An 18,949-nucleotide genomic window follows, 5' to 3' on the forward strand; every position below is an offset into this window, starting at 1 on the left:
ATAGTTCCCCAATTTAATCGAGGCATATAATGATAGCTACAATTGTTCGTATTGAAGGCAATGTTCAAGTTCAGCGCGCAGACGGATCCATAGAAAACCTGGCCGTTGGTGACCAGCTTTTTGAAGGCGACGTAGTTCTGACGGAAAGCAACAGCAATGTTGTACTGGAATACCCCAATGACGAACAAGTTCTGATTCAAGGCGGTGCGAGTTTTGCAATTACTCGTGAGCAATTGCCGGATGACGACTCAGTTGATGATTTAGAGTTTATCGCTGATGAGAGTAGCGCAGATGATATTCTTAATGTTCTGGATGAAACAGATGGGGATCTGTTAGAGCAATTTCAGGCTCCTGCCGCTGGTAATGCCGCAGCGGGTGGAGACACGGGCAGTAACTTTGTTCGCCTTGCGCGTGTTTTAGAAACGGTTTATGACACACCGATTGGTTTGACGCCTGTAGAAATTGCAGGCGGTGATATTACAGCGGCGGCAGCAGAGCAGCCTGACCCCGGTGCTGTCTCTTCTGGTACTATTAACTTAACTGCAGAGTATGATCAGGGCGGCTCAGGCCTGACTCTGAGCGGAACGACGACCAACTTGCCTCCTGCAAGCACAGTTTCCCTACTATTAACCGACTCGCAAGGGAATCAGTTTACTCTTACAACAACCACTAATGCCGATGGAAGCTATTCTGTTTCGGGTGTTGATCTTACCTCTCTGAACGACGGCAATATAACAATTCAAGCCTCCGCTGTTGATGCAACTGGTGAAACCATTACTGACAGTGATGCCGTGGTAGTGGATGAAACCGCAGGGAACCTGACGGTTACGAGTGACGTGACCGATGGCAACATCACGGTCTCCGGTACTTCCACCGATATGGCGGAAGGCACGGAAGTCGCTATTACCATTACGGATGCGAACGGTACGTCTGTTGAAACCACAGCGACCATCGCAGCCGATGGCACGTATACAGTGGATGCGGACATCTCCGGTCTGGTGGACGGTGACTTAACCATCAATGCTGTCGCGAATGACAACAACGGTACTGAACAGACTGCTTCGACGAATGATGAACTGGACAATGTAGCCGGTGATCTGACGGTTGCGAGTGACGTGACTGACGGTAGTATTACGGTCTCCGGTACTTCCACCGATATGGCGGAAGGCACAGAAGTCGCTATTACCATTACGGATAAGAACGGTACGTCTGTTGAAACCACAGCGACAATCGCAGCCGATGGCACGTATACAGTGGATGCGGACATCTCCGGCCTGGTGGATGGCCCGCTGACAATTAATGCTGTCGCTGACGATAACAACGATACCGAACAAACCGCTTCTACGAACGATGAGCTGGATAATGTGGACGGTGATCTGACAGTTGCGAGTGACGTGACTGATGGCAGCATCACGGTCTCGGGTACTTCCACCGATATGGCGGAAGGTACCGAAGTCGCGATCACTATTATCGATGAAAATGGTGAAACGGTTACGGCCACAGCGACCATCGCAGCCGATGGCACGTATACAGTGGATGCGGACATCTCCGGCCTGGTGGATGGCCCGCTGACAATTAATGCTGTCGCTGACGATAACAACGATACCGAACAAACCGCTTCTACGAACGATGAGCTGGATAATGTGGACGGTGATCTGACAGTTGCGAGTGACGTGACTGATGGCAGCATCACGGTCTCGGGTACTTCCACCGATATGGCGGAAGGTACCGAAGTCGCGATCACTATTATCGATGAAAATGGTGAAACGGTTACGGCCACAGCGACCATCGCAGCCGATGGCACGTATACAGTGGATGCGGACATCTCCGGCCTGGTGGATGGCCCGCTGACAATTAATGCTGTCGCTGACGATAACAACGATACCGAACAAACCGCTTCTACGAACGATGAGCTGGATAATGTGGACGGTGATCTGACAGTTGCGAGTGACGTGACTGATGGCAGCATCACGGTCTCGGGTACTTCCACCGATATGGCGGAAGGTACCGAAGTCGCGATCACTATTATCGATGAAAATGGTGAAACGGTTACGGCCACAGCGACCATCGCAGCCGATGGCACGTATACAGTGGATGCGGACATCTCCGGCCTGGTGGATGGCCCGCTGACAATTAATGCTGTCGCTGACGATAACAACGATACCGAACAAACCGCTTCTACGAACGATGAGCTGGATAATGTGGACGGTGATCTGACAGTTGCGAGTGACGTGACTGATGGCAGCATCACGGTCTCGGGTACTTCCACCGATATGGCGGAAGGTACCGAAGTCGCGATCACTATTATCGATGAAAATGGTGAAACGGTTACGGCCACAGCGACCATCGCAGCCGATGGCACGTATACAGTGGATGCGGACATCTCCGGCCTGGTGGATGGTGATTTAACCATCAATGCTGTCGCTGACGATAACAACGGCACTGAACAGACTGCTTCGACGAATGATGAACTGGACAATGTAGCCGGTGATCTAACGGTTACCAGTGCAGTGACTGACGGTAGTATTACGGTCTCGGGTACTTCCACCGATATGGCGGAAGGCACAGAAGTCGCTATTACCATTACCGATGAAAATGGTGAAACGGTTACGGCCACAGCGACCATCGCAGCTGATGGCACGTATACAGTGGATGCGGACATCTCCGGCCTGGTGGATGGCCCGCTGACAATTAATGCTGTCGCTGAGGATAACAACGGTACTGAACAGACTGCTTCGACGAACGATGAGCTGGATAACGTTGCTGGTGATCTAACGGTTGCGAGTGAAGTGACTGATGGCAGCATTACTGTTTCTGGTAGCTCGGTCGATATGGCCGAGGGTACGGAAGTAAGCATCACGATCATCGATGAGAACGGCGATACCGTCACCACGACAGCGATTGTGGATGGTGACGGCAACTACAGCACCAATGCGGATATCTCCGGCCTGGTGGACGGTGACTTAACCATTAATGCTGTCGCGAACGATAACAACGGTACTGAACAAACCGCTTCGACGAACGATGAGCTGGATAACGTTGCGGGTGATCTGACGGTTGCGAGTGACGTGACTGACGGTAACATCACTGTTTCTGGTGGCTCGGTGGATATGGCCGAGGGTACGGAAGTAAGCATCACGATTATCGATGAGAACGGCGATACCGTCACCACGACAGCGATTGTGGATGGTGACGGCAACTACAGCACCAATGCGGATATCTCCGGCCTGGTGGACGGCCAGCTGACAATTAATGCGAAGGCTAACGACAACAACGATACTGAACAAACCGCTTCCACGAATGATGAGCTGGATAATGTGGACGGCAGCCTGAGTGCTGATGCGAGCGTAACCGATGGTACCGTGACGGTGAGCGGTGGGTCGACGGACTTACCGGAAGGCGCGGAAGTTGCGATCACAATCACCGATGCGAACGGTGATACCGTTGAAACCACAGCAACGGTGGATGCGAACGGTGACTATACGGTTGATGCGGATGTGTCCGGTCTGGTCGATGGTGAACTGACGATTGATGCGTCGGCGACGGATAATAACGGTGAAACGGTTACTGCGACCGATACCGCTGAGCTGGACAATGTAGCCGGTGATCTGACAGTTACGAGTGACGTGACTGATGGCAGCATCACGGTCTCGGGTACTTCCACCGATATGGCGGAAGGCACAGAAGTAAGCATCACTATTACCGACGCGAACGGTGACACGGTTACGGCAACTGCCACTGTTGGTGCTGACGGTAATTACACCGTGGATGCGGATATCTCCGGCCTGGTGGACGGCCAGCTGACAATTAATGCGGTAGCGAATGACAACAACGGTACTGAACAAACCGCTTCGACGAACGATGAGCTGGATAACGTTGCGGGTGATCTGACGGTTGCGAGTGACGTGACTGACGGTAACATCACTGTTTCTGGTGGCTCGGTGGATATGGCCGAGGGTACAGAGGTCACCATTACCATTACCGATGAAAATGGCGATACGGTTACTGCGACAGCAGTTGTGGATGCAAACGGAAACTATAGCACCGATACCGACATCTCCGGTCTTGTCGATGGTGATTTAACCATCAATGCTGTCGCGAATGACAACAACGGTACTGAACAGACTGCTTCGACGAATGATGAGCTGGATAACGTGGACGGCAGCCTGAGTGTTGAAAGCACGGTAACGGATGGCAGCATCACGGTCTCGGGTAGCTCGGTCGATATGTCCGAGGGTACTGAGGTCACGATCACCATTGAAGATGAAAATGGCGATACGGTTACCACGACAGCGATTGTGGATGGTGACGGCAACTACAGCACCAATGCGGACATCTCCGGCCTGGTTGACGGTGATTTAACCATCAATGCTGTCGCTGAGGATAACAACGGTACTGAACAGACTGCTTCGACGAACGATGAGCTGGATAACGTTGCTGGTGATCTAACGGTTGCGAGTGAAGTGACTGATGGCAGCATCACGGTGTCGGGTACGTCGACCGATATGGCGGCAGGTACTGAGGTGGCGATCACCATCGAAGATGAAAATGGTGACACGGTTACGGCCACAGCGACCATCGCAGCCGATGGCACGTATACAGTGGATGCGGACATCTCCGGCCTGGTGGATGGCCCGCTGACCATTAATGCGGTAGCGAATGACAACAACGGTACTGAACAGACTGCTTCGACGAACGATGAGCTGGACAATGTAGCCGGTGATCTGACGGTTGCGAGTGACGTGACTGACGGTAACATCACTGTTTCTGGTAGCTCGGTCGATATGGCCGAGGGTACGGAAGTAAGCATCACTATTATCGATGCGAACGGTGACACGGTTACGGCCACAGCGACCATCGCAGCCGATGGCACGTATACAGTGGATGCGGACATCTCCGGTCTGGTTGATGGCGAGCTGACAATTAATGCTGTCGCTGACGACAATAACGATACCGAACAAACCGCTTCCACGACTGATGAGCTGGACAATGTAGCCGGTGATCTGACGGTTGCGAGTGAAGTGACTGACGGTAGTATTACGGTCTCCGGTACTTCCACCGATATGGCGGAAGGCACGGAAGTCGCTATTACCATTACGGATGTGAACGGTACGTCTGTTGAAACCACAGCGACCATCGCAGCCGATGGCACGTATACAGTGGATGCGGATATGTCCGGCCTGGTGGATGGTGACTTAACCATCAATGCGGTAGCGAACGATAACAACGGTACCGAACAAACCGCTTCCACGACTGATGAGCTGGATAATGTAGCCGGTGATCTGACAGTTACGAGTGACGTGACTGACGGCACCATCACGGTCTCGGGTACTTCCACCGATATGGCGGAAGGCACAGAAGTCGCTATTACCATTACGGATAAGAACGGTACGTCTGTTGAAACCACAGCGACCATCGCAGCCGATGGCACATATACGGTGGACGCCGACATCTCCGGCCTGGTGGATGGTGACTTAACCATCAATGCGGTAGCGAACGATAACAACGGTACCGAACAAACCGCTTCCACGACTGATGAGCTGGACAATGTAGCCGGTGATCTGACAGTTACGAGTGACGTGACTGACGGTAACATCACTGTTTCTGGTGGCTCGGTGGATATGGCCGAGGGTACAGAGGTCACCATTAGCATTACCGATGAAAATGGCGATACGGTTACTGCGACAGCAGTTGTGGATGCAAACGGAAACTATAGCACCAATGCGGACATCTCCGGCCTGGTCGACGGTGACTTAACCATTAATGCTGTCGCTGACGACAATAACGGTACCGAACAAACCGCTTCCACGACTGATGAGCTGGATAATGTAGCTGGTGATCTAACAGTTGCGAGTGACGTGACTGATGGCAGCATCACTATTTCTGGTAGCTCGGTCGATATGGCTGAGGGTACGGAAGTAAGCATCACTATTATCGATGCGAACGGTGACACGGTTACGGCCACAGCGACCATCGCAGCCGATGGCACGTATACAGTGGATGCGGACATCTCCGGCCTGGTGGATGGTGACTTAACCATCAATGCGGTAGCGAATGACAACAACGGTACTGAACAGACTGCTTCGACGAATGATGAACTGGACAATGTAGCCGGTGATCTGACGGTTGCGAGTGACGTGACTGACGGTAGTATTACGGTCTCCGGTACTTCCACCGATATGGCGGAAGGCACAGAAGTAAGCATCACTATTATCGATGCGAACGGTGACACGGTTACGGCCACAGCGACCATCGCAGCCGATGGCACGTATACAGTGGATACCGACATCTCCGGTCTTGTCGATGGTGATTTAACCATCAATGCTGTCGCGAATGACAACAACGGCACTGAACAAACCGCTTCGACGAACGATGAGCTGGATAACGTTGCGGGTGATCTGACGGTTGCGAGTGACGTGACTGATGGCAGCATTACTGTTTCTGGTAGCTCGGTCGATATGGCCGAGGGTACTGAGGTCACCATTACCATTACCGATGAAAATGGCGATACCGTTACCACGACAGCGATTGTGGATGGTGACGGCAACTACAGCACCAATGCGGATATCTCCGGCCTGGTGGACGGTGACTTAACCATTAATGCTGTCGCTGACGACAACAACGATACTGAACAGACTGCTTCCACGAATGATGAACTGGACAATGTAGCTGGTGATCTGACGGTCAACAGTTCAGTAAATGACGGTAACATCACCGTGTCCGGTAGTTCTGTGGATATGGCGGAAGGCACAGAAGTCGCTATTACCATTACCGACGCGAACGGTGACACGGTTACAGCCACAGCGACCATCGCAGCCGATGGCACTTATACGGTTGATGCGGACATCTCCGGTCTGGTGGACGGTGATTTAATCATCAACGCGATCGCTGAGGATAACAACGGTACTGAGCAAACCGCTTCCACTAACGATGAACTGGATAACGTTGCGGGTGATCTGACGGTTGCGAGTGACGTGACTGACGGTAACATCACTGTTTCTGGTGGCTCGGTGGATATGGCCGAGGGTACGGAAGTAAGCATCACGATTATCGATGAGAACGGCGATACCGTCACCACGACAGCGATTGTGGATGGTGACGGCAACTACAGCACCAATGCGGATATCTCCGGCCTGGTGGATGGTGACTTAACCATCAATGCGGTAGCGAGCGATAACAACGGTACTGAACAGACTGCTTCGACGAATGATGAACTGGACAATGTAGCCGGTGATCTGACTGTTGCGAGTGACGTGACTGACGGTAACATCACTGTTTCTGGTGGCTCGGTGGATATGGCCGAGGGTACAGAGGTCACCATTACCATTACCGATGAAAATGGCGATACCGTTACCACGACAGCGATTGTGGATGGTGACGGCAACTACAGCACCAATGCGGACATCTCCGGCCTGGTGGATGGCCCGCTGACAATTAATGCGGTAGCGAATGACAACAACGGTACTGAACAGACTGCTTCGACGAACGATGAGCTGGACAATGTAGCCGGTGATCTGACGGTTACGAGTGACGTGACCGATGGCAACATCACGGTCTCGGGTACTTCCACCGATATGGCGGAAGGCACTGAGGTCACGATTACCATTACCGATGAAAATGGCGATACGGTTACTGCGACAGCGGTTGTGGATGCAAACGGAAACTACAGCACCGATACCGATATCTCTCATCTGGTCGATGGTGACTTAACCATCAATGCTGTCGCGAACGATAACAACGGTACTGAACAAACCGCTTCCACTAACGATGAACTGGATAATGTGGACGGCAGCCTGAGTGCTGATGCGACCGTCACTGATGGTACCGTGACGGTGAGCGGTGGCTCGACGGACTTACCGGAAGGCACGGAAGTGGCGATCACGATCACCGATGCGAACGGTGACACGGTTGAAACCACAGCGACGGTGGATGCGAACGGTGACTATACGGTTGATGCGGATGTGTCCGGTCTGGTCGATGGTGAACTGACGATTGATGCGTCGGCGACGGATAATAACGGTGAAACGGTTACTGCGACCGATACCGCTGAGCTGGACAATGTAGCCGGTGATCTGACAGTTGCGAGTGACGTGACCGATGGCAGCATTACTGTTTCTGGTAGCTCGGTCGATATGGCCGAGGGTACGGAAGTAAGCATCACGATCATCGATGAGAACGGCGATACCGTCACCACGACAGCGATTGTGGATGGTGACGGAAACTACAGCACCAATGCGGATATCTCCGGCCTGGTGGATGGTGACTTAACCATCAATGCGGTAGCGAGCGATAACAACGGTACTGAACAGACTGCTTCGACGAATGATGAGCTGGACAATGTAGCCGGTGATCTGACGGTTGCGAGTGACGTGACTGATGGCAGCATTACTGTTTCTGGTAGCTCGGTCGATATGGCCGAGGGTACTGAGGTCACGATCACCATTGAAGATGAAAATGGCGATACGGTTACCACGACAGCGATTGTGGATGGTGACGGCAACTACAGCACCAATGCGGACATCTCCGGCCTGGTGGATGGCCCGCTGACAATTAATGCGGTAGCGAATGACAACAACGGTACTGAACAGACTGCTTCGACGAATGATGAACTGGACAATGTAGCCGGTGATCTAACGGTTACCAGTGCAGTGACTGACGGTAGTATTACGGTCTCGGGTACTTCCACCGATATGGCGGAAGGCACAGAAGTCGCTATTACCATTACCGATGAAAATGGCGATACGGTTACCACGACAGCGATTGTGGATGGTGACGGCAACTACAGCACCAATGCGGACATCTCCGGCCTGGTTGACGGTGATTTAACCATCAATGCTGTCGCTGAGGATAACAACGGTACCGAACAAACCGCTTCCACGAATGATGAGCTGGATAACGTGGACGGCAGCCTGAGTGCTGATGCGAGCGTAACCAATGGTACCGTGACGGTGAGCGGTGGGTCGACGGACTTACCGGAAGGCACGGAAGTGGCGATCACAATCACCGATGCGAACGGTGATACCGTTGAAACCACAGCAACGGTGGATGCGAACGGTGACTATACGGTTGATGCCGACGTTTCTGGTCTGGTTGATGGCGAGCTGACGATTGATGCGTCGGCGACGGATAATAACGGTGATCCGGTCAGCGCGACCGATACCGCTGAGCTGGATAATGTAGCGGGTGATCTGACTGTTGCGAGTGACGTGACTGACGGCAACATCACGGTCTCGGGTACTTCCACCGATATGGCGGAAGGTACTGAGGTCACGATTGCTATTATCGATGCGAACGGTGACACGGTTACCGCTACAGCAGTTGTGGATGCAAACGGAAACTACAGCACCAATGCGGACATCTCCGGCCTGGTTGACGGTGATTTAACCATCAATGCTGTCGCTGAGGATAACAACGGTACCGAACAAACCGCTTCCACTAACGATGAACTGGATAATGTGGACGGCAGCCTGAGTGCTGATGCGACCGTCACTGATGGTACCGTGACGGTGAGCGGTGGCTCGACGGACTTACCGGAAGGCACGGAAGTGGCGATCACGATCACCGATGCGAACGGTGACACGGTTGAAACCACAGCGACGGTGGATGCGAACGGTGACTATACGGTTGATGCGGATGTGTCCGGTCTGGTCGATGGTGAACTGACGATTGATGCGTCGGCGACGGATAATAACGGTGAAACGGTTACTGCGACCGATACCGCTGAGCTGGACAATGTAGCCGGTGATCTGACGGTTGCGAGTGACGTGACTGATGGCAGCATTACTGTTTCTGGTAGCTCGGTCGATATGGCCGAGGGTACGGAAGTAAGCATCACGATCATCGATGAGAACGGCGATACCGTCACCACGACAGCGATTGTGGATGGTGACGGCAACTACAGCACCAATGCGGATATCTCCGGCCTGGTGGACGGTGACTTAACCATTAATGCTGTCGCGAACGATAACAACGGTACTGAACAAACCGCTTCGACGAACGATGAGCTGGATAACGTTGCGGGTGATCTGACGGTTGCGAGTGACGTGACTGACGGTAACATCACTGTTTCTGGTGGCTCGGTGGATATGGCCGAGGGTACGGAAGTAAGCATCACGATCATCGATGAGAACGGCGATACCGTCACCACGACAGCGATTGTGGATGGTGACGGCAACTACAGCACCAATGCGGATATCTCCGGCCTGGTGGACGGTGACTTAACCATTAATGCTGTCGCTGACGACAATAACGGTACCGAACAGACTGCTTCGACGAATGATGAGCTGGATAATGTAGCGGGTGATCTGACGGTTGCGAGTGACGTGACTGACGGTAACATCACTGTGTCCGGTAGCTCGGTGGATATGGCCGAGGGTACGGAAGTAAGCATCACGATTATCGATGAGAACGGCGATACCGTCACCACGACAGCGATTGTGGATGGTGACGGCAACTACAGCACCAATGCGGATATCTCCGGCCTGGTGGACGGTGACTTAACCATTAATGCTGTCGCTGACGACAATAACGGTACCGAACAGACTGCTTCGACGAATGATGAGCTGGATAATGTAGCGGGTGATCTGACGGTTGCGAGTGACGTGACTGACGGTAACATCACTGTGTCCGGTAGCTCGGTGGATATGGCCGAGGGTACGGAAGTAAGCATCACGATTATCGATGAGAACGGCGATACCGTCACCACGACAGCGATTGTGGATGGTGACGGCAACTACAGCACCAATGCGGATATTTCCGGCTTGGTGGACGGTGACTTAACCATTAATGCTGTCGCGAACGATAACAACGGCACTGAACAAACCGCTTCCACGAACGATGAACTGGACAACGTGAACGGCAGCCTGAGTGCTGATGCGACCGTCACTGACGGTACGGTAACGGTGAGCGGTGGCTCGACGGACTTACCGGAAGGCGCGGAAGTCGCGATCACAATCACCGATGCGAACGGTGACATCGTTGAAACCACAGCAACGGTGGATGCGAACGGTGACTATACGGTTGATGCGGATGTGTCCGGTTTGGTTGATGGCGAGCTGACGATTGATGCGTCGGCGACGGATAATAACGGTGATCCGGTCAGCGCGACCGATACCGCTGAGCTGGATAACGTTGCGGGTGATCTAACGGTTGCGAGTGATGTGACTGACGGTAACATTACGGTCTCGGGTACTTCCACCGATATGGCGGAAGGTACTGAGGTCACGATTACTATTATCGACGCGAACGGTGACACGGTTACGGCAACTGCCACTGTTGGTGCTGATGGTAATTACACCGTGGATGCGGACATCTCCGGCCTGGTGGACGGCCAGCTGACAATTAATGCTGTCGCTGACGATAACAACGGTACCGAACAAACCGCTTCCACGACTGATGAGCTGGACAATGTAGCTGGTGATCTGACGGTCAACAGTTCAGTAACTGACGGTAACATCACTGTGTCCGGTAGTTCTGTGGATATGGCGGAAGGCACAGAAGTAAGCATCACTATTATCGACGCGAACGGTGACACGGTTACGGCAACTGCCACTGTTGGTGCTGATGGTAATTACACCGTGGATGCGGACATCTCCGGCCTGGTGGACGGCCAGCTGACAATTAATGCTGTCGCTGACGACAATAACGGTACCGAACAGACTGCTTCGACGAATGATGAGCTGGATAATGTAGCGGGTGATCTGACGGTCAACAGTTCAGTAAATGACGGTAACATCACCGTGTCCGGTAGTTCTGTGGATATGGCGGAAGGCACAGAAGTAAGCATCACTATTACCGACGCGAACGGTGACACGGTTACTGCGACAGCGGTTGTGGATGCTGACGGAAACTACAGCACCGATACCGACATCTCCGGTCTTGTCGATGGTGACTTAACCATCGATGCGGTAGCCAACGATAACAATGGCACTGAACAAACCGCTTCCACGAATGATGAGCTGGACAATGTAGCCGGTGATCTGACAGTTACGAGTGATGTGACTGATGGCAGCATCACGGTGTCGGGTAGTTCCACCGATATGGCGGAAGGTACAGAGGTCACGATTACCATTACCGATGACAATGGTGACACGGTTACTGCGACAGCGGTTGTGGATGCTGACGGAAACTACAGCACCGATACCGACATCTCCGGTCTTGTCGATGGTGACTTAACCATCAATGCTGTCGCGAATGACAACAACGGCACTGAACAGACTGCTTCCACGAATGATGAGCTGGATAATGTAGCCGGTGATCTGACAGTTACGAGTGACGTGACTGATGGCAGCATCACTGTCTCTGGTAGTTCTGTGGATATGGCGGAAGGCACAGAAGTAAGCATCACTATTACCGACGCGAATGGTGACACGGTTACGGCAACTGCTACTGTTGGTGCTGACGGTAATTACACCGTGGATGCGGATATCTCCGGCCTGGTGGACGGCCAGCTGACAATTAATGCGGTAGCGAATGACAACAACGGTACCGAACAAACTGCTTCCACGAACGATGAGCTGGATAATGTGGACGGCAGTCTGAGTGCTGATGCGACCGTCACTGACGGTACGGTAACCGTGAGCGGTGGCTCGACGGACTTACCGGAAGGCACGGAAGTGGCGATCACGATCACCGATGCGAACGGTGACACGGTTGAAACCACAGCCACCGTGGATGCGAACGGTGACTATACGGTTGATGCGGATGTGTCCGGTCTGGTCGATGGTGAACTGACGATTGATGCGTCGGCGACGGATAATAACGGTGATCCGGTCAGCGCGACCGATACCGCTGAGCTGGATAATGTAGCGGGTGATCTGACGGTTGCGAGTGAAGTGACTGATGGCAGCATTACTGTTTCTGGTAGCTCGGTCGATATGGCTGAGGGTACGGAAGTCGCTATTACCATTACCGATGAAAATGGCGATACCGTTACCACGACAGCGATTGTGGATGGTGACGGCAACTACAGCACCAATGCGGACATCTCGGGCCTGGTTGACGGTGATTTAACCATCAATGCTGTCGCGAACGATAACAACGGTACTGAACAAACTGCTTCCACAAACGATGAACTGGATAACGTGGACGGCAGCCTGAGTGCTGATGCGACCGTCACTGACGGTACGGTAACCGTGAGCGGTGGCTCGACGGACTTACCGGAAGGCACGGAAGTGGCGATCACGATCACCGATGAGAACGGTGACACCGTTGAAACCACAGCGACAGTCGATGCGAACGGTGACTATACGGTTGATGTGGATGTGTCCGGTCTGGTCGATGGTGAACTGACGATTGATGCGTCGGCGACGGATAATAACGGTGAAACGGTTACTGCGACCGATACCGCTGAGCTGGATAATGTAGCTGGTGATCTAACAGTTGCGAGTGACGTGACTGATGGCAGCATCACGGTGTCGGGTAGTTCCACCGATATGGCCGAAGGTACCGAAGTCGCGATCACTATTATCGATGAAAATGGTGATACGGTTACGGCAACTGCCACTGTTGGTGCTGATGGTAATTACACCGTGGATGCGGACATCTCCGGTCTGGTGGACGGTGATTTAATCATCAACGCGATCGCTGAGGATAACAACGGTACTGAGCAAACCGCTTCCACTAACGATGAACTGGATAATGTGGACGGCAGCCTGAGTGCTGATGCGACCGTCACTGATGGTACCGTGACGGTGAGCGGTGGCTCGACGGACTTACCGGAAGGCACGGAAGTGGCGATCACGATCACCGATGCGAACGGTGACACGGTTGAAACCACAGCCACCGTGGATGCGAACGGTGACTATACGGTTGATGCGGATGTGTCCGGTCTGGTCGATGGTGAACTGACGATTGATGCGTCTGCGACGGATAATAACGGTGATCCGGTCAGCGCGACCGATACCACTGAGCTGGATAACGTTGCGGGTGATCTGACGGTTACGAGTGACGTGACTGACGGTAATATCACGGTCTCGGGTACTTCCACCGATATGACGGAAGGCACGGAAGTCGCTATTACCATTACCGACGCGAACGGTGACACGGTTACGGCAACCGCGACCGTAGATGCGAACGGTGACTATACCGTTGATACTGACATCTCCGGCCTGGTGGATGGTGACTTAACCATCGATGCTGTCGCGAATGACAACAACGGTACCGAGCAAACCGCTTCCACGAATGATGAGCTGGACAATGTAGCCGGTGATCTGACAGTTACGAGTGACGTGACTGATGGCAACATCACGGTCTTGGGTACTTCCACCGATATGGCGGAAGGCACAGAAGTCGCTATTACCATTACGGATGCAAATGGCGACACAGTTACGGCAACTGCCACTGTTGGTGCTGACGGTAATTACACCGTGGATGCCGATATCTCCGGCCTGGTGGATGGTGATTTAACCATTGATGCTGTCGCGAATGACAACAACGGTACTGAACAAACCGCTTCCACTAACGATGAACTGGATAATGTGGACGGCAGCCTGAGTGCTGATGCGACCGTCACTGATGGTACCGTGACGGTGAGCGGTGGCTCGACGGACTTACCGGAAGGCACGGAAGTGGCGATCACGATCACCGATGCGAACGGTGACACGGTTGAAACCACAGCCACCGTGGATGCGAACGGTGACTATACGGTTGATGCGGATGTGTCCGGTCTGGTCGATGGTGAACTGACGATTGATGCGTCGGCGACGGATAATAACGGTGATCCGGTCAGCGCGACCGATACCGCTGAGCTGGATAATGTAGCGGGTGATCTGACGGTTGCGAGTGAAGTGACTGATGGCAGCATTACTGTTTCTGGTAGCTCGGTCGATATGGCTGAGGGTACGGAAGTCGCTATTACCATTACCGATGAAAATGGCGATACCGTTACCACGACAGCGATTGTGGATGGTGACGGCAACTACAGCACCAATGCGGACATCTCGGGCCTGGTTGACGGTGATTTAACCATCAATGCTGTCGCGAACGATAACAACGGTACTGAACAAACTGCTTCCACAAACGATGAACTGGATAACGTGGACGGCAGCCTGAGTGCTGATGCGACCGTCACTGACGGTACGGTAACCGTGAGCGGTGGCTCGACGGACTTACCGGAAGGCACGGAAGTGGCGATCACGATCACCGATGAGAACGGTGACACCGTTGAAACCACAGCGACAGTCGATGCGAACGGTGACTATACGGTTGATGTGGATGTGTCCGGTCTGGTCGATGGTGAACTGACGATTGATGCGTCGGCGACGGATAATAACGGTGAAACGGTTACTGCGACCGATACCGCTGAGCTGGATAATGTAGCTGGTGATCTAACAGTTGCGAGTGACGTGACTGATGGCAGCATCACGGTGTCGGGTAGTTCCACCGATATGGCCGAAGGTACCGAAGTCGCGATCACTATTATCGATGAAAATGGTGATACGGTTACGGCCACAGCGACCATCGCAGCCGATGGCACGTATACAGTGGATGCGGACATCTCCGGCCTGGTGGATGGTGACTTAACCATCAATGCGGTAGCGAACGATAACAACGGTACCGAACAAACTGCTTCCACGAACGATGAGCTGGATAATGTCGAAGGTGATCTGACGGTCAGCAGCACGGTTACCGACGGTAGCATCACAGTGTCCGGCAGCTCGGTCGATATGGCCGAGGGTACAGAAGTCGCTATTACCATTACCGATGAAAATGGCGATACCGTTACCACGACAGCGATTGTGGATGGTGACGGCAACTACAGCACCAATGCGGACATCTCCGGCCTGGTTGACGGTGATTTAACCATCAATGCTGTCGCTGAGGATAACAACGGTACCGAACAGACTGCTTCGACGAATGATGAGCTGGACAATGTAGCCGGTGATCTGACGGTTGCCAGCTCAGTGACTGATGGCAGCATTACTGTTTCTGGTAGCTCGGTCGATATGGCTGAGGGTACGGAAGTCGCTATTACCATTACCGATGAAAATGGCGATACCGTTACCACGACAGCGATTGTGGATGGTGACGGCAACTACAGCACCAATGCGGACATCTCGGGCCTGGTTGACGGTGACTTAACCATTAATGCTGTCGCGAATGACAACAACGATACTGAACAGACTGCTTCCACGAACGATGAGCTGGATAACGTGGACGGCAGCCTGAGTGCTGACTCGACTGTCACTGATGGTACCGTGACGGTGAGCGGTGGGTCGACTGACTTACCGGAAGGCGCGGAAGTCGCGATCACAATCACCGATGCGAACGGTGATACCGTTGAAACCACAGCAACGGTGGATGCGAACGGTGACTATACGGTTGATGCGGATGTGTCCGGTCTGGTTGATGGCGAGCTGACGATTGATGCGTCTGCGACGGATAATAACGGTGAAACGGTTACTGCGACCGATACCGCTGAGCTGGATAATGTCGAAGGTGATCTGACGGTCAACAGTTCAGTAACTGACGGTAACATCACCGTGTCCGGCAGCTCGGTGGATATGGCGGAAGGCACAGAAGTAAGCATCACTATTACCGACGCGAATGGTGACACGGTTACGGCAACTGCTACTGTTGGTGCTGACGGTAATTACACCGTGGATGCGGATATCTCCGGCCTGGTGGATGGTGACTTAACCATTAATGCTGTCGCGAATGACAACAACGATACTGAACAGACTGCTTCCACGAACGATGAGCTGGATAACGTGGACGGCAGCCTGAGTGCTGATGCGACCGTCACTGACGGTACGGTAACCGTGAGCGGTGGCTCGACGGACTTACCGGAAGGCACGGAAGTGGCGATCACGATCACCGATGCGAACGGTGGCACCGTTGAAACCACAGCCACCGTGGATGCGAACGGTGACTATACGGTTGATGCGGATGTGTCCGGTCTGGTCGATGGTGAACTGACGATTGATGCGTCGGCGACGGATAATAACGGTGAAACGGTTACTGCGACCGATACAGCAGAGCTGGATACCACGGCTCCAACATTGACGATAAACGCCCCGGATACCAACGACACAACGCCGATACTGAGTGGTACGTCGGATGAAATTGGTGCAACAATCAGTGTGACGGTCACCGATGCCAATAATCAAACCCAGACCTTAACGGCGATTGTTGCTGCAGATGGTAGCTGGACTGTGGATGTAGCGGATGAATTGGCAGAAGGTACTTACACAGTGCAGGCGTCGGTTGAAGATGATGCGGGTAATGAAGCGGTAGCTAACACCCAAGGCGAAATTGATTTAACAGCACCTACTTTGACCCTGGAAGTGCCAACTAACGTGAACGATACCACACCAACCATAAGCGGAACTTCCGATGAAATTGGTGGCACAGTCTACTTAGTGGTGACGGATGCGGACGGTAATGAACAGCAACTTGAAGCAACGGTTGATAACAATGGTAACTGGCAGGTTGATGCTGAAATTCCGTTAGCGGTGGGTGAGTATACTGTTAGCGCGACAATTTCTGATGACGTGGGTAACCAGGCTCAGGCAAGCCAGAGCGAAGGCACGATTGAACCATCAGTTACTATTGTTGATTTTGAGCTGAATTCAGAAGTAGGCGTTAACGTTACTGACTCGATTTGGAGCGGTGGAGTATCGAATAACCAGTTCGGTATCGTTTCGAATTATTCTGTAAATGAGAATGACTCTAATCAACGCGTTAATAGTCGAGATATTGACGACGATGATACTCGAAATTTAAATATTACCTCACAAGAAGGTAGTAACGAAACTTACTTGTTTGCGGTAGGTGATACGTACATAGTTTCTTATGACAAGTATGTAGGGAGAGAGTGGAGCTGGGACGAGTTTAAATGGGTTGAAGTTTGGGAAACTATTGAATTAGAAATGACCGTAACACGTTCAGATGTTCAGGGCTTTAACGGTCAAGATGCTGATTTACTGGTTCTGACTGGCACCCTCCCTGATGGAACACCTGTTACCATGGTTATGGATTCCGATGGTATCCAGAATAGTACCAACTATTACGTCAACGACCTTTACGACACTGACGTTGGCTTCAGAGAATTCACGGTCAATGGCGAAGCAGCTGTAAACTCAACGGTAACTATCGAGCAAGTTGACGAAAATGGTAATGTCATAGACTCAGCTACTGTTACGAGCGATGCTAATGGCCAGTGGAGCTACGATGTCGGTCAATTAGAAGGGCGCTCCGGCATTCTCAAGGTGACCTCTATAGACCAATACGGTAACGAATCCGTCGATGAGAAAAACTTCTTATTCGGTGAAACGAATAACGAGAATACTCTGGAAGGCTCTGGTAGCAGTGATCTTATTGTCGGTGGTCTTGAAGACGATAGTATTACTGGCGGACAAGATTCTGACGTCCTTATTGGCGGTGGCGGTAACGATACCTTCGTCTGGAACAACGACGACGAAGGAACCGTTAATATTCCTGAGGCTGATACCATTCAGGACTTCACTTTAGGTAATTTCTCCAGTGATGAAGATGCGGATCGCTTAGATCTTTCGGACTTATTGCAAGGTGAGAGCACAGGCACTATCGATAATTACCTATACGCCGAAGATGATGGTAACGGTAATACCGTGTTGCACATTAATTCTGAGGGTAACCTTGGCACTGATAACGCTGACCAGGTAGTGACGCTTCAGGACGTGCAAATGGCAGATGGTCAATCATCGAGCGACTTTATTCAACAAATGTTAAACGATGGTCAATTGTTGATAGACAATGGCAGCTCCGCTTCCACACAAAGCAGCAGCGAAGGAGCTTCCATTGATTTACATCAAACTAATAAGCTGTCTGGCTTAGAGTAGTTCTTATGACCTAGTACAAACGGGCTAGATCCTGACTTAAATTGGTTAGGACTCTAGCTCGTCTATTTTCTAGTCTAATAGTAAGTGTTATAATCTTTCGAAAATAAATTGTTACAATTGTACTAGCT

1 protein-coding gene is annotated in these 18,949 nt (G+C 52.2%); it reads left to right on the forward strand.

What is annotated here, in order from left to right:
• Positions 1-29 precede the first annotated feature (29 nt).
• Complete coding sequence (locus U0358_RS03205) at positions 30-18,821, forward strand: Ig-like domain-containing protein (protein WP_322407034.1); 18,792 nt, start codon at positions 30-32, stop codon at positions 18,819-18,821.
• The last annotated feature ends 128 nt before the right edge of the window (positions 18,822-18,949 follow it).

It is taken from the genome of Idiomarina sp. PL1-037 (genome assembly GCF_034422975.1).
Classification (GTDB): Bacteria; Pseudomonadota; Gammaproteobacteria; order Enterobacterales; family Alteromonadaceae; genus Idiomarina.